The following is a 17,658-nucleotide window of genomic DNA, read 5'->3' on the forward strand; positions in this document are numbered from 1 at the left end:
GTCATGCGCCAGCCCGGATGCTGGGGGCGGACCTCAGAGCTCGAAGCGGTAGCCGCTGCCCGGCACCGTCACGATGCGGCGGCCCAGACGCGGCCCGAGCTTGCGGCGCAGGGAGGAAAGGTGCACGGTCACGGTGTGCGGATCGTTGTACTCGGCCAAGTCGTAGCCCCAGACCGACTCGAGCAAAAACTTCGGGGTGAGCACGTGCCCGCGCTTGCGCAGCAGAAGGGTCAGGAGGTCGAACTCCTTGCGGGTGAGGTCGACGCGCCGGCCGCCGTGGCTGACGGTCCGGGCCTGCACGTCGAGGGCCACTCCGTCGGCCCGCAGGATCTCGCAGAACTCGGCCGCGGTGGCGTAGCGGCGCAGAACGGCCATGATTTTGGCCAGGAGGATGGGCGGCTCGAAAGGCTTGAGCACGTAGTCGTCGGCGCCCAGCGAGAAGCCCTCCAACTGGTCCCGTTCCTGCCTGCTGGCGCCGGACATGAGCACGATGGGGAGCGCCGCGGTCCGGCGTTCCGCGCGCAAGCGGCGGCAGAGCTCGAAACCACCCATCTCCGGCATCTGCACGTCGGAGATGACGATGTCCGGCTGGGAATCCACCGCGGCGAGCAAGGCCTCCCGGCCCGAGTCAGCGTCGAGCACGGTATGGCCGGCCTCGCGCAGGAAGGAACGCAGCATCTTGCGGAAATCCTCCTCGTCGTCGACGAGCAAGATCTTGTAGCGCAGCGTGGGGCCTTCGGTCATGAGCGATGTTCCCTGGGGCAGGCGGAGACCTGACCGGAGTCAATTATAGCTCTATTCCCGCCCCCCGCGCAGACCGGTCCTCAATTTAGCTAGAATACCCGCATCGCTGCGAGGAGTCCCTGCATGAAGAACAAAGTGGTCAGCATGAAGGAGGCCGTCTCCGGCCTGGTCAAGGACGGCGACATCGTGGTCATCGAGGGCTTCACGCACCTGATCTGCTTCGCCGCGGGCCACGAGATCATCCGCCAGGGCCGCAAGGACCTGACCTTGGCGCGCCTGACCCCCGACCTAATCTACGACCAGATGATCGCGGCCGGGGTGGCGCGCAAGCTGGTCTTCTCCTGGGCCGGCAACCCGGGCGTGGGGTCTTTGCACGCCTTCCGCCGCGCGGTCGAAGCCCAGCCGCCCAAGCTCGAGATCGAGGAGTACTCCCATTTCGGCATGGTGGCGCGATTCTCGGCGGGCTGCGCCAACGTCCCTTTCTGGATCATGCGCGATTACAAGGGCTCGGACATCCCGGCCGCCAATCCCTTGATCCGCGCCGTCAAGTGCCCCTATACCGGCGAGGAGTTGGCCACGGTCCCGGCCTTGCGGCCGGACGTGACCATCGTGCACGCCCAGCGCGCCGACAAGACCGGCAACACCCAGATCTGGGGCCTGCTGGGCGTGCAGAAGGAGGCCGCCTTCGCCTCCCGCAAGGTCATCGTGGTGGCCGAGGATATCGTCGACGAGTCCGTGGTGCGCTCCGACCCCAACCGCACGCTCATCCCGGGCTTCCAGGTGGACGCCGTGGTTCATGAGCCCTGGGGCGCGCACCCCTCCTTCGCCCAGGGCTACTACGACCGCGACAACGATTTCTACGTAAGCTGGGACAAGATCGCGCGCGACGAGGCCAGCCTCAAGAAGTACCTCGACGAGTTCGTCTACGGCGTCAGCGGCCGGGCCGAGTATATGAAGAAGCAGCCGGGCCTGGCCGAGCGCCTGAGCGCCAAGAACATGGTCTGCCAGGGGGTCAACTATGGCTACTGAGACGAAGGCCGCCACCGACTACACCCTCAACGAGCTCATGACGGTGCTGGCAGCCCGGGAGATCCGGGATGGGGACGTCGTTTTCGTTGGCATAGGGCTGCCCAATCTCGCCTGCAACCTGGCCCGCCACACGCACGCGCCCAACATGTGCCTCATCTACGAATCCGGAGCCGTGGGCGCTGTGCCCGACCGCGTCCCGCCGTCCATCGGCGACCCGGCCCTGGTGACCGGCTCCTTGATGGTGGCCAGCATGCAGGACGTATTCCAGGCCATGCTCCAGAACGGCAAGATCCAGGTGGGCTTCCTGGGCGGCGCCCAGATCGACCGCTACGGCAACATCAACACCACGGTGGTGGGAGACTATCGGAAGCCCAAGGTGCGCCTGCCCGGCTCGGGCGGGGCCTGCGAGATCGCCATCCACGCCCAGCGCGTGCTGCTCATCGCCAAGCTGGACAAGCGAGCCTTCCCGGAGAAGGTGGACTTCATCACCAGCCCCGGCACCGTGTCCAAAGGCAAGACGCGCGCGGAGTGGGGACATCCGGGCCGCGGCCCGGTCAAGTGCATCACCAACATGGGCATTCTTGAGCCCGACGAGCGGACCGGCGAACTGGTCCTGACCGCCATCTACCCGGGTGTGACCATCGACCAGGTGCGCGCCAACGTGGGCTGGGCGCTCAAGGCGAAGGAGCCCTTGCAGGGCGTGGCCCTGCCCACCGCGCGCGAGATCCGGCTGCTGCGCGAGAAGCTCGACCCCAAGAAGCTGCACATCAAGTGATTCGACGGACCTTCATGAGGGTGCGCAAGACAGCTTTTTTTATTTCAGGAGTCGCCGTCCAATCCCCCTTATCCTGAGAGGACCATGAAACTCAACGAACGCCTCGACTCGATGCCGTTGTCCCGGTTCCATTGGTCCTTGGTCACGGCTTCGGGTCTGGGCTGGCTCTTCGACGCGTTCGATTCCGGGCTGGTCTCCTTCGTGCTGGCCGTGCTGGCCAAGGAGTGGCTGCTCACTCCGGCGCAGGTGGGCCGCATCGGCAGCATGGGCCTGGTCGGCATGTTCGCCGGCGCGGCCTTGGTCGGCCTGCTGGCAGACCGCTTCGGCCGCAAGCTCCTCTTCCAGAGCACGCTCATCGTCTTCAGCGCCGCCACCGGGCTCTGCGGCCTGGCCACGGGCTACGGGGCTCTGCTGGCCATGCGCTTTTTGGTCGGCTTCGGCCTGGGCGGAGAGCTGCCGGTGGCCAGCACCTTGGTCAGCGAGTTCGCGCCCAAGGCGCACCGGGGAAAGATGATCGTGATCCTGGAGAGCTTCTGGGCTCTGGGATGGGCCCTGGCCGCGCTCGTCGCATTCCTGCTCATCCCTCGCTGGGGCTGGCGCATGGCCTTCTTCCTGGGAGCCGCGCCCGCGCTCTACGTCCTCTACCTGCGCCGCTTCGTGCCCGAATCTCCGCGGTTCCTGGAGGCCAGCGGCCGCTTCGAGGACGCGGCCTTGGTCGTGCGCGAAGTCGAGCGCGCCTGCGGCCAGCCGCCTTCCCCGCTGGAGCCCTCGCAGGAGAAGCCCGCGGAGAGGCCGGGCATGCGCGCCCTTTGGTCGCCGGCCATGTCCCGGCGCACGGCCATGCTCTGGATCCTGTGGTTCGCCATGATCTACTCCTACTACGGGATCTTCATCTGGCTGCCTTCCTTGCTTGTGGCCGCGGGCTTCCCCCTGGTCAAGTCCTTCTCGTATGTCCTGATTATAACGGCCGCGCAAGTGCCGGGCTATTTCAGCGCGGCCTGGCTGGTGGACCGCTGGGGCCGCAAGCCGACCTTGGTGGCCTACCTCGCCGGCTGCGTGGTGAGCTCCTTCGTGTTCGGCAAGGTGGGCTCCCCCGCCGGCGTCATCCTCTGGGGCTGCCTCATCTCGTTCTTCAACCTGGGAGCCTGGGGCGTGGTCTACACCTACACGCCTGAGCTTTATCCCACGGCGCTGCGCGCCACGGGCGCGGGTTGGGCCTCCGGCTTGGGCCGCGTCGGCGGCATCCTGGCGCCTCTGGTGGTCGGATGGATCATGGGGACCTTCCCCGGCCGCCAGGACCTGGTCTTCGCGCAGTTCGCCTTCGTCGTGTTCATCGGGCTGCTGGCCGTGGCTTTCCTGGGACAGGAGACCAAAGGGCGCAGCCTGGAAGACATCGCCGCTTAGCCCGGCTCCCTGCCGGAAAAAGTAGAATATCCGCATGGCCACCACGACCGACACCAAGCAGATCATCTATTCCATGAACGCGGTGGGGCGCATCCACCCCCCGAAGAAGCAGGTCCTCAAGGACATCTCGATCTCGTTCTATTACGGGGCCAAGATCGGCGTGCTGGGCGACAACGGCTCGGGCAAGTCCACCTTGCTGCGCATCATGGCGGGCCAGGACGAGGACTACGTCGGCGAGATCACCATGTCCAAAGGCTACACCGTGGGGCTGCTGGAACAGGAGCCTCAGCTCGACAAGACCAAGACCGTCAAAGAAGTCGTGGAAGAGGGCGTGGCCGAGACCAAGAAGCTCCTCGACGACTACAACGCCATCGGCGACAAGCTCGCCGACCCCGCCCTGACTCCCGAGGACATGGAGAAGCTCATGGAGAAGCAGGGCAAGCTCCAGGAGAAGATCGAGGCCTGTGGCGCCTGGGAGCTCGACAGCCGGCTCGAGCTGGCCATGGACGCCCTGCGCTGTCCTCCGGCGGAGCAGACCGTCGGCAACCTCTCCGGCGGCGAGAAGCGCCGGGTGGCCCTGTGCCGGCTCATGCTGCAGGAGCCGGACATCCTGCTCCTCGACGAGCCCACCAACCATCTCGACGCGGAGTCCGTGGAATGGCTGGAGCAGCATCTGCGCCAGTACAAAGGCACGGTCATCGCCGTGACCCACGACCGCTATTTCCTCGACAACGTGGCCGGCTGGATCCTGGAGCTCGACCGCGGCGAAGGCATCCCCTGGAAGGGCAACTACGCTTCCTGGCTCGAGCAGAAACAGGCCCGCTTGGCTCAGGAGGAGAAGAGCGAGTCCAAGTACCGCAAGAGCCTGGCCAAGGAGCTGGAATGGGTGCGCATGGGCGCCAAGGGCCGCCAGGCCAAGAGCAAGGCTCGCCTGCGGGCCTACGACGAGATGCTCGCCGACGGCGAGAAGGAGGAGCGCAACGAGACCCTCGAACTCTTCATTCCTCCCGGGCCGCGCCTGGGCGACACGGTCATCGAAGCCCAGGGCGTGTCCAAGGCCTACGGCGACAAGCTTCTCTTCGAGAACCTGTCCTTCCGCCTGCCGCCCAACGGCATCGTGGGCGTCATCGGCCCCAACGGCGCCGGCAAGACCACCCTCTTCAAGCTCATCACCGGACGGGAGAAGCCCGACGCCGGGACCTTCAAGACCGGCGAGAGCGTCAAGCTGGCCTACGTGGACCAGGACCGCGACCTCCTCGACCCCAAGAAGAACGTCTGGGAGGCCATCACGGACGGCCTCGACGTGGTGCTTCTGGGCAAAAAGGAGGTCAACTCCCGCCAATACGTGGCGCGCTTCAACTTCTCCGGGACCGACCAGCAGCGGCCCGTGGGCGTGCTCTCCGGCGGAGAGCGCAACCGCGTGCACATGGCGCGCATGCTCAAGGAGGGCGGCAACGTCCTGCTCCTCGACGAGCCGACCAACGACCTGGACGTCCACACCTTGCGGGCCCTGGAAGAGGCGATCTCCAATTTTGCCGGCTGCTGCGTGGTCATCAGCCATGACCGCTGGTTCCTGGACCGCATCGCCACCCATATCCTGGCCTTCGAGGGCGAGAGCACCGTGCGTTTCTTCGAGGGCAACTACACGGCCTATGAAGAGGACCGCAAGGCCCGGCTGGGCGAGGCCGCCGTCCTGCCCCACCGCATCCGCTACAAGAAGCTGACCCGATGAGGCGGGGGGCCTTCCTGGCCCTCGGGGCCCTGGCCCTGTCCGCCTGCATCCAGGTGAGCTTCCGCCGGTCCGCCACGCAGGAGGAGGCCGCCCTGCAGGCCGAGATTCGGCGCACCTACTGGGAGGTGGCGGCGGCCTTCGCGGCCGGCGATGCCGAGGCCCTGGCCGCCCTCTTCTCGCCTGACATCTCGCACCCCATGACCCAAGGCCAGATCCGGGACTGGGCCCGCGATTTCTTCGCCCGCAACGGCCGCGCCCGCTTCCATGTCACGGAGCTGAGCTTCGACGAACTGGGCTACACGCACGCGGTGGTGACCTTGAAGTACCGCGTGGATCCCGCCAAGCCCGAGGGGGCTTTCGGGGGGACCGAGACGGACCGCCTCGACCGCCGCCAAGGGCGCTGGGCCGTGACCTCCTGGGACCGCGGCCCCTAGCAGGCCTTGCGACAAAAGCGTTCCGGGGCTATACTTTTTCCGAGGACACCCCGATGACCCTGATCCTCAGGCGCGCGTTCTTCGCGGCACTCCTGGCCGTCCTGTGGAGCGCGCCCGCCTTTTCCTGCAAATACTGCGACTCGCCTCCGTCATCCCCCCCGGCGACGCTCCAGCCCGCCGAGCCCCTGGACCTGCGCGCGACGCCTGGTCTGCTGCCTGATGAACTGCCCTACCTCCAGAGCCTGGACAACGGCCGCTTCGTCCGCCGGGGCAGCTACCTCGACGACGCCAAGGCCGCCGACCGCAGCGCCCATCTCCTGACCAACGCCGCGGCCCAGTCCTTGCTCAAGACCCGCGCCGAAGCCGTGGTCTCGGTCCTGCGCGAAAAGCAGAAGTCGGGGCTCATCCAGGACGCGGACCGCAAAGGAGCTCTCCTGCTGTATTGGTACCGCGCCCCCCTCCTGGCCCAGGCCGACCGGGAATTCCTCTCCAGCCTCAATGCCGCATCCTTGGGCAAAGCGCCGGCGGGGCCGGCTTGGGGAGAGAAGCCCCCCGGACAGCTGGTCGTGGCCGGAGACGCAGACGGTCTGGCGGGGCGCTTCCTGCGCCAAGTCGAGCTGGCCGGCGACGCGGAGCAGAAAGCCTCCCTCCAGGAGGCCGTCGGCCTCGTGCTCGCCACACCCACCGGCCGCCAGCTCGCCGATGAGTTCTCCGCCACGGGCGCCAAGGCCCGGATCTCCTTCGGCGCCTTCGAGGGCTCGCAGGTCCTGGAAGTGAACGGCAAGAAGGTGCTCAGCGGCACGTACGCCGTGACGGACACGTCCGGCGAGACCGTCGAGATCCTCGTCAACCAGGATTTCCTTAAGACCGACCGCTATTTCCGGCAGAGCAAGCTGGCCCCGACCTTGGCCCACGAGCTTCTGGGCCACGGACTGGAGACGGTCGGCGCCAAGCGGGCCGGAGTCCTGGATGCCTATAACTCCTATTATCGGGACAACGAGACCAACGCCCGCCTGGTCGGCTGGACCGTGGAAGCCGAGCTCGGCGGCAAGATCCATACCCCCCTCATCTGGAGCTATCTCAAGGACCCCGAGGCCTACCACCGCACGCTCCAGACTACCTTGCCCTACTACGCGACGACCGTCAGCCCGGCCGAGAGCCGGGACATGCTGGGCACTTTGCAGGCCCGCCTCGAGCGGACCAACGAGGAGCTGGCCGCCACCCCCCAAGCCATCGCGCAGGCGCAGGGCTGGCGTCCGGTCATCGAGCATTTCGTCACGGTGCACAAGATGGACCGCGGCTCCTTCCGCTCCGTGACCGAGAAGATCGACCTCGTTTCCCAGAAGTCCCTGCCCGCCCGCGGCGAGGCCCTCAAGGGCATCGCAGCACGCCTGGAGGCGAACATCAAGTCCTTCGCGGGCCCGTCCGGCGGCCCGCGCCTGCAGGATATGCAAGGCCAATTCAGCCGCGATTTCTTCGCCCAGGAAGAGGCCCGGGTCCAGGCGCGCCGGGCGCGCCTGGAGGAGCTGGTCCGGGGCAGGAGCTGCGAGACCGTCTCCCCGCCGCCGCCCGGCCAGGTCAGCTGGGACGAGCTCAAGAAGATGCGTCAGGACGACCAGAAGGCACAACCCGGCCACTGGAAGACATGAGGGCCTTCGTCCTGGCCGTCCTGCTCTGCCCCGCCGCGGCCGCCCCGGTCAAGCAACTCGCCGATTTCGCCGGCGTGGCCAAGGTCCAGGCGCAGGAGGGCTGGACGGTCAGGAGGACGGAAGGCAACGACCCGGCCCTGCGCCTTTCCCTGGGCTCGGACATCATCAGCGCGAGGCTCTTCGGCGGCGAGGGTTCCCGCTACCTCGGGCTCCATGACTACCTCAAGGGCTTCGAGGCCACGACCATGGGAAGCCCGCCGGAGCGGGTCCGCGAGGCTACGGTGGGCGGACTGCGGGTCTGGTTCTACCGCCATGGCTACCCCATCAACCTCGGCGACCCCGACACGGCCAGAGCCGGCCCGCCGGAGCTCGCCGCGGAGGAGTTCTGCATCCTGCCAGTCGGCCGCAGGTTCCTGGTCCTCAGCTGGGCGCACGAGAGCCCCGTGCCGGACCCGGAAGACTCCGGTGAGGCGGCCTGGCGGGAGTTCCTGTCCGACTTCTCGCTCATCAAGAAATAGCGCCCCGGCCGGCAGCCCCTCCCTTCCCCGCCAAATAACCTATAATAGCCCATCATGGAAAACACCGATCAATCGACCCTCCGCGCCGGACTGGTGGACTCGGTCCTGCTCATCGACGCGGACAATGACCCGCACCTGCCGTCTGATTTCGTCCTGACCCAGTCCACCTTGGTCCGTGTCTTCCTCCGGGCCAAAGCCGAGCTGTCCAAGAGCCTCCAGAAGCGCATCGGCGGCCTGCCCCTGTTCGCGAACATCGTCGCGCCGCTGGGAACCAAGAACGCGGCGGACTTCGTCATGTCCATGCACGCGGGCCTGTTGCACGCCAGCATCCCCATGCACGTGCCGTTCTCCATCGTGACCAACGACAAGGCGCTCACCGGCATCGTCCAGGAGCTTCAGCGCGTGGGCCGCGTGGCCACCCTGTGGACCTCGCACCCGGATCGGGAGGAGATGTCCCGCTCCGCTTCCACGCGCCGTTCCTCTTCGACTTCCTCCAGCCGCTCATCGCGGTCCCGCCGCGGCGGCCGGGGCCGGAGCCGAGCCGCCAAGCCGGCGGCCGTGACCGAGACGACGGCCGCGCCGGCGGAAGTACCGGCCTCCGCTCCGGCTCGTCCGTCCCCCGCCAAGTCCCTGGAAGAGGTGACCATCGCCTACGAGCGCATGCTCTCCCGGGCCAAGAACCCGCCCAGCCGGCTCAAGGCGCTGCTCAACGACATCGGCAACCGCACCGCCAACTTCGGCTACTCGGCCGAAGCCATCCTCGAAGAGCTCAAACGGAATCACGGCCTGAGCATAGACGAAAGGGGCCGCGTCAGCCGCAAGTAGGCTGCCGAGGCCTTGAGCGATATCCAGCTGGCGGTCCTGCTCGCGGCCCTGGCCGGTCTGGCTTACTACGTCCGCATTGGCCTAGAGCGCGAAAGCGGCCCCAGCGGACTGCTCGACGCCCAGCCCCACCCGACGCCGACCGACCGCGCCGCGACCGGCGTGAGCTCCTTGCTTTGGGGCCACCTTTTCTGCCTGCTCGCCTGCATACCGCTCTTGGCCTATTCCCCCTACAGCCTCGACGAGGGCCATTCCATGGGCCGCTGGCTTTCGGATTTCCTGAGGGCCTGGCTGCTCTGGGCCGGGCTGCTCCAGCTCATCTACCTGGTACCGCTGTGGCGCAGCCTGCGCGCCCAGAGCCGTCCCGCCGCGGCCCGCGGCCTGCTCCTGGCCGGCGGCGCCACGGTCTCGGCCAGCGGCCTGTCCTGGGCTTTCGCCCTCAACATGGGGCGCGCCCCGGCCGCAGTCCAGGCCGGCTCCGGCCTACTGGCGCTGGCCTCGGTCGTAGCCCTGATCTGGTGCGGCCGCGAGCTGCGCCGTTCCTTGCGCGGCTGACCGCAAACCGGCTACAATAGGCGCATGAAGAGTACAGCCAAGACCGTCAAAGCCGATTCCGCCCAACAGCCCTTCAAATATCCCCTCCAGCGCCGATATATAGAGCCGGACTGGCGCCGCCTGCCCGGCTACAAGGACGTGTCCCAGAAGGAGTGGGAGAGCGCCCTGTGGCAGCGCCAGCACACGGTCAAGAACCTCAAGGAGCTCAAGGCCGTCCTGGGGATCTTCCTCGATGATGCTTTGCTCGCGGACCTTGAGGCGGACCAGCGCGACTGGGCCACCATGTCCATCCTCATGCCGCCCCAGATGATCAACTGCATGGACGAGCGCGACCTGCGCGCCGACCCGGTGCGCCGCTACATGCTGCCCGCGGCCAGCGACCGCCATCCCCAGTGGCCCTCCCATCCCATGGCCTCGCGCGACAGCCTGCACGAGAGCGAGATGTGGGCGGTGGAAGGCCTCACCCACCGCTACCCCACCAAGGTCCTGGCCGAGTTGGTCGCGACCTGCCCCCAGTACTGCGGCCACTGCACGCGCATGGACCTCGTCGGCCTCTCTACCGCCCAGGTCAAGAAGGGCAAGTTCCAGACCCCTCCCAAGGAGCGCTTTGAGAGTATCCTCGAGTATCTGCGCAAGACCCCCGCGGTGCGCGACGTGGTGGTCTCTGGAGGCGACATCGCCAACGTGCCCATCGCCCAGCTTGAGCCTTTCGTGTCCGCGCTCATGGACATCCCCAACATCCGCGACATACGCTTGGCCACCAAGGGCCTGCAGGGCCTGCCCCAGCACTTCCTGCAGGACGAAGTCCTGCGCGGGCTGGAGCGCTTGGCCAAGAAGGCGCGCGAGCGCAACATCGACATCGCCATGCACACGCACATCAATTGCGCCTCCCAGGTCACTCCTTTGGTGGGCAAGGCCGTGCGCAAGATCCTTGACGTCGGGTTCCGGGACGTCCGCAACCAGGGCGTGCTCATGCGGGGAGTCAACAGCTCGGTCCAGGACATGCTGGAGCTCTGTTTCATGATGATCGACCACGCCCGCATCATGCCCTACTACTTCTACATGTGCGACATCATCCCGAACTCCGAGCACTGGCGCCTCTCCGTGGCCGAGGCCCAGGCCCTGCAGCACGACATCATGGGCTATCTGCCGGGCTTCGCCACCCCTCGGGTCACCTGCGACGTCCCCTTCGTGGGCAAGCGCTGGATCCACCAGCTGGCGGACTACGACCGGGTCAAGGGCATCTCCTACTGGACCAAGAACTACCGCACCTCCATCGAGCATGACGACCCCGAGGCGCTCTCGCGGCGCTACGAGTACTACGACCCGGTCTACACCTTGCCGCCGGAAGGGGTCGCGTTCTGGCGCTCGCACAAGGCGAAGGCCCCGGCGCATCCCTGATGCCCTTCAAGTCCACGCCCTACCGGCTCCCGGGGCTGCTCCTCATCGATGGGCGCTCCTTCCCGGACGAGAGGGGCTTCTTCATGGAGAGCTCCCGCGAGGACGAGCTGCGCGGCCTGGGACTGCCCCCCTTGTTGCAGGACAACCTCTCCCGCTCCCGCCAAGGCGTGCTGCGCGGCCTGCATTTCCAGAAGCCTCCCCGCCCCCAGGGCAAGCTCGTACGCTGCCTGCGCGGGCGCATCTTCGACGTGGCCGTGGACCTGCGCCGAGGCTCCCCCTCCTACGGGAAGTGGACCTCCGTCGAGCTCTCGGACGAGGGCAACCGCATGTTCTGGATACCGGCGGGCTTCGCCCACGGCTTCTGCGCGCTCTCGGAGCAGGCGGACGTGATGTACAAGGTCACGGACTACTGGGCGGCCGAACAGGATGCCGGCATCCGCTGGGACGACCCGGCCTTGGGCATAACCTGGCCCGAGCCGCGGCCGCTGGTCTCGGCGAAGGATCGCGGCCTGCCGTTGCTCAGAGAGGCCGACCCCGGCTTCGTCTATCCCTAGCCCGGCCTAAGTCCCCGCCAAAACGAACAGCCCCCGCTTGCGCGGGGGCTGTTGTTTCGGATCTCAGGTCTTACTTGGTCGCCGGGGCGGCCGGGGTCGCGGGCGTCGCCGGGGTGGCGGGCTCAACGGCCTTCTCGTCCTTCATGCCCTTCTTGTGGTGCTTCTTGGCGGCCTTCTTGGCTTCCTTCTTGGCTTCTTTCTTGGCCTTCTTTTCAGCCTTCGGCGCGGGCTGGCTCTGGTCAACCGCCGGGGCGGCGGCCGGGGTGGCCGGGGCTTGGGCGAACGCGGCGCAGGAGAAGCCGAGCAAGGCAACGACGCTAACGAGGAGCTTGAACATTTTTACAGGTACCTCCATCATGATGTAGCCACCTCTGAGAGGGGCTGTGTTGTGCACATATATAATACGGATGACCCTTGAAAAAGTTCGAACCCGGTTCAGGGATTGGCCTGCCGCCAGTCGTTCTCTGCCAGCAGGAAAGCCACGAAGCGCTTGTTGGCGATATCCTCATCCTTCCGGATCGAGAGCAGCATCTCCCGGGCGGGGTCGTTGGCTTGGAGCTTGGCCAATTGGGCGTCGGTCTCGGCCATGAGGTCCGGCAATTCGCTGGTCTTGGTCTCCTGGGCGATGCGGTAGAGGGCCATCTCGGATTTGTTGTCGAGCCAGACCTTGAATTCCTTGGCCAGGGCCGCGTCCGCATAGCCGTCCAAAGGCTCGATGACGGGCAGGCGGGTCCTGTCGCCGCCCAGTTCGAGCCAGGAGCGGACCTCGATGGAGCGCTCCATGTAGCGCCGCTCCGCGCAGTCCATCATGTCGCCGACCATGAGCTTGGCCATCTCCCGCGCGATGAGCGGGGCCAGGACGCGGGGGTAGAGGGACACCGTGTCGCTGATGTAGAGGACGCGGGCACAGCCCTCGTGGGGGTCGACCGCGCCAGCCGGGCAGTCCATGACCGAGCTCTGGGACTGCTTGCGGAAGTCGATGAGGGTGCCCTTGTCCCTGACGGCAGCGACCACCTGGCCGCCGATCTCCGGGCCGTCGTTCATGGCGAGCAAGGCCCGGCTCACGGCGTTGATGCGCTGGACCTTCATCGGGTCCTGGATCGGGGTCTGGGCGCGCATATCGGCCAGCGCCTCGCCGATCTTGAGGCTGAACAAGGACTCCACATCCAGGTCCTTGGCTGAACCGGGGACCGTGCAGACGACGGCGGCCAGAGCGGCTAGGAGCAGCGTCTTTCTCATCCGTGACCTCCTAAGATAGCGACACCATCATTCTATCAGGATGCGCGCCATCCCCCCTGGGACCATAGGCCCAAAACCACCCTGGAAAACGGCCTATAGCGACAGGCCGTAGCGTCCTAGGACCCCAAGGAAATCCGCTCCGGGGGCAGAGCAGAGCCGGTAGGAGGCCCGGTCGAGCTCGAAGTCGAGCCGCCAGGCGTGGAGCATGAGGCGTCCGACGCCTCCCACGGGCCGGTCCTGGCCGTAGAGCGGATCTCCCAGTATGGGATGGCCGAGGCTGTGCAGGTGGACCCGGATCTGGTGGCGCCGGCCGGTCTCGGGAGCGGCCTCAAGCAGGCTGGCCTGCTCGGCGCGCCCCAGCACCCGGTAGCGCGTCAGCGACGCCTTGCCCGACCCCTTCGCGCAGAGGCCCATGCGTCCGGAACCGAAAGCCCGCAGGGGCCGGTCCACGACGCCGCCTCCTTCGAGGCGCCCCTGGACCAAGGCCAGGTAGAGCTTGCGCATGCGCCCGCCTTCGAAGAGCAGGCTGAGGTCCCGGTGCGTGGCCGCGTCCTTGGCGAAGATCACCAGGCCGCTGGCGCCTCGGTCGAGGCGGTGGACCACGAAGGCCTTGCCGCCGACAGCGCGGCTGGCCTGCAGGCTCAACGGCTCTTCCGCCAGCCCCCTCCCGGGGATGACGGCCAGGCCCGCGGGCTTGTCCACGGCCAGGATGCGGCCGTCCTCGTAGACGATGCGCAGCCGCGCTTGTTCCATCGCAGCCGCAGTCTCAGTAGCCGGTCAAAACGGTATCGGACAATCCGCCCAGGGGCTCGGGCCGGACTTCCGGCTCCTGCGCCGCGCCGAGCTCGTCGGCCGCGGCTTTGGGGACCATCCTGCGCAAATAGCCGGCGAGCTCTCCGAGCTGCACTTTGCCCTCGTGGTCCGCGTCCGCCTCGCCCTGGAGGCCCGCCAGCAGAAAATAAGTGAACAGGCCGTGGCTGGAGTCCTTCTTCTCGTTGCTGGTCTGGCTGCCGGAAGAAGCGGCCAAAAAAGCGGACCCGGGAGGCAGGGACAGCCTCTGGGCCGGGATCAAAGGCCGGCCCAAGGCCGCCAAGGATCGGCCGCCGCCGGCGAAGCACGAGTCCAAGATGACCACCGCGGCTCTGGCATGCGCCTTCTCCAAGGCCGCGAACACCCCGGCCAGCGGGAAGAGCCCCTCGCGATGCTCCGCGCCGCCTTCGAACGGCACCACCAGCTGGTAGTCTCCGCTCAAAGGGTCCGGGGTGCCGTGGCCGGCGTAGTAGACCACCACCTCGGCCCCGCCGCCCGCCGCCTTGACCATGCGCGGCAGCCAACTCTCGAAGACTTCCTTGAAATCAGTCATCAAAGCGTTCTCGTCGACGAGCACCTTGAGGTGTTCCTTGCTGACGCCCCCGGCCTCCTGCAGGTAGCGGGCCACGGTCTCGGCGTCGTGGCGCGCATTGGCCAGCGGAGCTATCCCGGCGTCGCGATGCTTGCCCACGCCGATGACCACGGCGAAGCGCTCCGGCGCCCGGAAGGCGCTGCTCGGCACCAGGTCCACGTCGACCACTCGCTGCACCGAGGTCGCGGCGCTCTTGAAGGAGAAGGAGAGCCGTTTGATCTGCGCCGGGGCGTAGCCCAGCATCTCGGAGACCCGGATATCCAGGCTCGCCTTGGCCGGCAGGACACTCGGCAATGTGCCTTTGAGGACTATCGTCTCCTCCTGTCCGGGCGCCATGTCGCCCACGGCCCGCCCGTTGCCCAGCAGTTCCACGAGAGGCTTGCTGCCGGCAAGGGCCAGGGCCACGCCCCGGGCCACGCCCGTCCCGGAGTTCTTGAGGCGGACTTTCAAGGCGAGCTCCTTGCCGCCTTCGAGTATGCCGCTGCCGTCGCTGTCCTGGCGGGAGATGTCGTATTCCAGTCTGGGCGGCTGGCGGGGACCGGCGGAGACGGTGCGCAGGGTCGCCAGCTTGGCGCCCAGGCGCAAGGGCAGGCGCACCGCCGGCTTGCTGAAGAGCGGGTGCTTCTCGCTCAACACGGCGAAGACCGGCAGGTCCAGCGAACCCTTGTAGTGCTTGCTCAACGAAAGCTGGAATGCCGCTTCGCGCGAGCCGAAGGGCGCCAAGTCGCCGAGATCCACCTGTTCGGGCGCCGCCAGGTTGATGTCCTGGTCCTGGGCCATGAGGCGGACTTTGACCTCGCGGGCTAGGCCTTCCCCTTTGTTGGCCACGCGCAGGCGCAGGCTGATGGGAACGCCCAGAGCCAGTTCCTGGGCTCCCCTGCCCAGACCGGTGTCCGAGACCTCCAGGTCCGGCGCGGGCAAGGCGGCGGTGGGGATGACCAAAAGTATGGGGTCCGCGTCGTAGCCGAGCTCTTCCTTGGCTTCGACGCGCAGAATGAGGTTTCCCCCTGACAAAGCTTCCGCCGCGGAGACCGGCACCCGCACGGAGCGCGTCCGGCCGGCGGGAAGGTCGCCGAGCTCCGGGGCCTCGCCCAATTCGACATCGAAGGGGCCGCTCTCCCTCTCCACGAAGAGCGAGACCGCATGCGCCGGGCCCGTGCCTTCGTTGCGCACGGTCAGGCGCAGGCCAGCGCTCTCCTCGGCGTCGAGCATGTTGTTGCGCTTGGCGCCTTTGGAGCCGCTGTCGTCGAACTCGGCCGACAAGACCAGTTTGGGCGGGGTCCCGGCCGCGACCTCCTTGAGTTTGGCCCGGCGCCGCTGGGCCTTGGCGATCTCGCTGTCCAGAGAGCGGCTGGCGGCCAGGGCCTCATCGCGCTCCGCGCAGCGCGGGCCTGCGTTGTAGACCGCCCGCAGCGGGAAAGCCAGGACGTCGAGCACCGCGCAGCCGGCGTAGATGGGCAAGGAGATGACGGCCATGGCGGCGCGGGCCCCGCCTTCGCCGGGCGCGGGCAGCTGGGTCATCCACCAGGCCTGGGCCTTGTTGTAGGGCTTGGGTGGCCGGCACTCGGGGACCTGCACGCCCGCGGCGCGCAAAGAGGAGGCGGCCAGCAGCAGGCCCAGGACCGCGGCCGAGCGCCTCATATAAAGAGGGACACGACCTTGAAGTTCACGGCGTCTATGATGCCGCGGTCCGTGATCTTGAGCTCGGGTATGGGCGGCAAGGTCAGGAAAGACATGGCCATGTAAGGGTCCTTGAGCCTGGAGCCCATGGAATGCGCCGCGGCGATGAGGCGGTGCAGCTTCTCGCGCACGAACTCCGAGCTGCGGTCGGACATGAGGCCGGCGATGGGCAGAGGCAGAGCCTCGATGACTTGGCCGTTGGAGGCAGCCACGATGCCGCCCTGCATCTTGACCACCTGGACCGCGGCGGTGTACATGTCCCCGTCGTGCACCCCGATGACCACGATGTTGTGCGAGTCGTGCGAGATGGACGAGGCGATGGCGCCTTTCTTGAGGCCGAAGCCTTTGACCAGGCCCTTGGCGATGCGGCCCGAGGCCATGTGCCGCTCGATGACCGCCACCTTCAGGATGTCCCTGGCCGGGTCCGCGGTGACGAAGCCTCCGTCCGTCTTCACGGGGCAGACCAGGCTCTTGGTCACGATCTGGTCCGGCACCACGCCGATGACGCGGGCCTTCTTGCCTTCCGCCTTGATGGCGAAGTCCTCGTACTCGATCCAGCGCACGTTCATGGTGCCGCGGACCTTCCCCTTATAGTCGGTGACGGCAGAAGGCTTGAGCACGCCGTTCTCGGCCACGAGCCTGCCGTCCTTGATGACCTTGGAGATCTTGAGCTTCTTGAAGTCGTCGAACACGATGAGGTCGGCGCGGTAGCCCGGCGCCACGGCGCCGAGGTCCTTGATGCCGAAGTACTCGGCCGTGTTGATGCTGGCCATCTGGATGGCGCGGATGGGTTCCACCCCCAGGCGGATGGCGCTACGCACGAGGTGGTCCATGTGGCCTTGGGCGAAGATGTCGTCGAGGTGCCGGTCGTCCGTGACAAAGAGGCACTTGCGCGAATTCTCGGAGTTGACCAAGGGCAGCAGGGCCTTGAGGTTCTTGGCCGCCGTGCCTTCCCGGATCATGATGAACATGCCGGCCCGGAGCTTCTCGCGGGCTTCCTCGACCGTGGTGCACTCGTGGTCGGACTTGATGCCGGCCGAGACGTAGGCGTTGAGGTCCTTGCCGCTGACCATGGGGGCGTGGCCGTCGATGCGCTTGCCGCGCGCGATGGAGATCTTCTCCAGGACGTCTATGGCGCCGTGGACCACGCCGGGGTAGTTCATCATCTCGGCCAGGCCCAGGACGCGCTCGTCGTTGAGCAGGAGGCTGAGGTCGTGGCCGGAGAGTTCCGCACCCGCGGTCTCCAGCGCGGTGGCGGGCACGCAGGAGGGCAGCATGATGTAGACGCCCAGCACCGAGTTGAGGCTGGAGGCGAGCATATAGCGGATGCCGTCTAGGCCGAGGACGTTGGCGATCTCGTGGGGGTCGGCGACCACGGTCGTGGTGCCGCGGGGGACGATGATGCGGCCGAACTCGGGCACCTTGACCATGGTGCTCTCGATGTGCACGTGGCCGTCGATGAAGCCGGGGGCCAGGTAGGCGCCGCGCAGGTCGAGGCTGCTCTTGGCCTTGTACTTGCCGAAGCCGACGATGCGGCCCATGTGGATGGCGACGTCGGTCTTGTGCACGTCGCCGGAAAAGGTGTTTATGACGCGGGCGTTGCGCAGGAGGAGGTCCACGCGGCGCTTGCCGCCGGCGATCTCGATGGTCTCACGGATGTCCGACATGGCCTTGTCGATGATGGGATGGAGCATTATGGTTGACCCCCGCCAGTGGATTC

General features: G+C 67.1%; 17 protein-coding genes. 11 read left to right on the top strand and 6 right to left on the bottom strand.

Annotated elements, in window-relative coordinates; all coding sequences use genetic code 11:
- Positions 1 to 33: 33 nt before the first annotated feature.
- Positions 34 to 744, bottom strand: coding sequence for a response regulator transcription factor (locus tag NTY77_03605; protein ID MCX5794565.1), 711 nt, complete (start codon positions 742 to 744; stop codon positions 34 to 36).
- 123 nt (positions 745 to 867) lie between these two features.
- Here NTY77_03605 and NTY77_03610 point away from each other — a divergent pair, with 123 nt between their 5' ends.
- The 11 genes from NTY77_03610 to rfbC all read left to right on the top strand — a co-directional run bounded on the left by NTY77_03610 (position 868) and on the right by rfbC (position 11,617).
- Complete coding sequence (locus tag NTY77_03610) at positions 868 to 1,773, top strand: CoA transferase subunit A (protein MCX5794566.1); 906 nt, start codon at positions 868 to 870, stop codon at positions 1,771 to 1,773.
- A complete protein-coding gene (locus NTY77_03615; protein MCX5794567.1) occupies positions 1,763 to 2,548 on the top strand; it encodes a CoA-transferase subunit beta in 786 nt (261 codons plus the stop codon). Before NTY77_03610 ends, NTY77_03615 begins: the two co-directional genes overlap by 11 nt.
- A gap of 84 nt (positions 2,549 to 2,632) precedes the next feature.
- Positions 2,633 to 3,952, top strand: coding sequence for an MFS transporter (locus NTY77_03620; GenBank protein ID MCX5794568.1), 1,320 nt, complete (start codon positions 2,633 to 2,635; stop codon positions 3,950 to 3,952).
- Positions 3,953 to 3,986: 34 nt separating this feature from the next.
- Positions 3,987 to 5,684, top strand: coding sequence for an energy-dependent translational throttle protein EttA (gene ettA / locus NTY77_03625; GenBank protein ID MCX5794569.1), 1,698 nt, complete (start codon positions 3,987 to 3,989; stop codon positions 5,682 to 5,684).
- Positions 5,681 to 6,118, top strand: a complete 438-nt coding sequence (locus NTY77_03630) for a nuclear transport factor 2 family protein (protein MCX5794570.1) — start codon at positions 5,681 to 5,683, stop codon at positions 6,116 to 6,118. The genes ettA and NTY77_03630 overlap by 4 nt, the downstream gene beginning before the upstream one ends.
- 53 nt (positions 6,119 to 6,171) lie before the next feature.
- Entirely contained in the window at positions 6,172 to 7,767 is a 1,596-nt protein-coding gene (locus tag NTY77_03635) for a hypothetical protein (protein MCX5794571.1), read from the top strand.
- Entirely contained in the window at positions 7,764 to 8,285 is a 522-nt protein-coding gene (locus NTY77_03640) for a hypothetical protein (GenBank protein MCX5794572.1), read from the top strand. Before NTY77_03635 ends, NTY77_03640 begins: the two co-directional genes overlap by 4 nt.
- 54 nt (positions 8,286 to 8,339) lie before the next feature.
- A complete protein-coding gene (locus NTY77_03645) occupies positions 8,340 to 9,110 on the top strand; it encodes a hypothetical protein (protein MCX5794573.1) in 771 nt (256 codons plus the stop codon).
- A 12-nt stretch (positions 9,111 to 9,122) separates the two neighbouring features.
- Positions 9,123 to 9,662: a hypothetical protein gene (locus tag NTY77_03650; GenBank protein ID MCX5794574.1), complete on the top strand. Its 540-nt coding sequence runs from the start codon at positions 9,123 to 9,125 to the stop codon at positions 9,660 to 9,662.
- A gap of 24 nt (positions 9,663 to 9,686) precedes the next feature.
- Positions 9,687 to 11,063: a lysine 2,3-aminomutase gene (locus NTY77_03655; protein ID MCX5794575.1), complete on the top strand. Its 1,377-nt coding sequence runs from the start codon at positions 9,687 to 9,689 to the stop codon at positions 11,061 to 11,063.
- Positions 11,063 to 11,617: a dTDP-4-dehydrorhamnose 3,5-epimerase gene (rfbC, locus tag NTY77_03660; GenBank protein MCX5794576.1), complete on the top strand. Its 555-nt coding sequence runs from the start codon at positions 11,063 to 11,065 to the stop codon at positions 11,615 to 11,617. Before NTY77_03655 ends, rfbC begins: the two co-directional genes overlap by 1 nt.
- Before the next feature lie 70 nt (positions 11,618 to 11,687).
- Here the strand turns inward: rfbC and NTY77_03665 are convergent, their stop codons facing one another.
- The 5 genes from NTY77_03665 to ade form a co-directional block, all read right to left on the bottom strand.
- Complete coding sequence (locus NTY77_03665; protein ID MCX5794577.1) at positions 11,688 to 11,975, bottom strand: hypothetical protein; 288 nt, start codon at positions 11,973 to 11,975, stop codon at positions 11,688 to 11,690.
- Positions 11,976 to 12,052: 77 nt separating this feature from the next.
- Positions 12,053 to 12,856 carry a hypothetical protein gene (locus NTY77_03670; protein ID MCX5794578.1) on the bottom strand — a complete coding sequence of 268 codons (804 nt, stop codon included), beginning with the start codon at positions 12,854 to 12,856 and terminating at the stop codon, positions 12,053 to 12,055.
- 93 nt (positions 12,857 to 12,949) lie between these two features.
- Positions 12,950 to 13,609 carry an RluA family pseudouridine synthase gene (locus NTY77_03675; protein ID MCX5794579.1) on the bottom strand — a complete coding sequence of 220 codons (660 nt, stop codon included), beginning with the start codon at positions 13,607 to 13,609 and terminating at the stop codon, positions 12,950 to 12,952.
- 13 nt (positions 13,610 to 13,622) lie between these two features.
- Positions 13,623 to 15,899 carry a caspase family protein gene (locus NTY77_03680; GenBank protein MCX5794580.1) on the bottom strand — a complete coding sequence of 759 codons (2,277 nt, stop codon included), beginning with the start codon at positions 15,897 to 15,899 and terminating at the stop codon, positions 13,623 to 13,625.
- A complete protein-coding gene (ade, locus tag NTY77_03685) occupies positions 15,896 to 17,632 on the bottom strand; it encodes an adenine deaminase (protein MCX5794581.1) in 1,737 nt (578 codons plus the stop codon). Before ade ends, NTY77_03680 begins: the two co-directional genes overlap by 4 nt.
- Positions 17,633 to 17,658: the final 26 nt, after the last annotated feature.

It is taken from the genome of Elusimicrobiota bacterium (genome assembly GCA_026388095.1).
Lineage (GTDB): Bacteria > Elusimicrobiota > Elusimicrobia > UBA1565 > UBA9628 > UBA9628.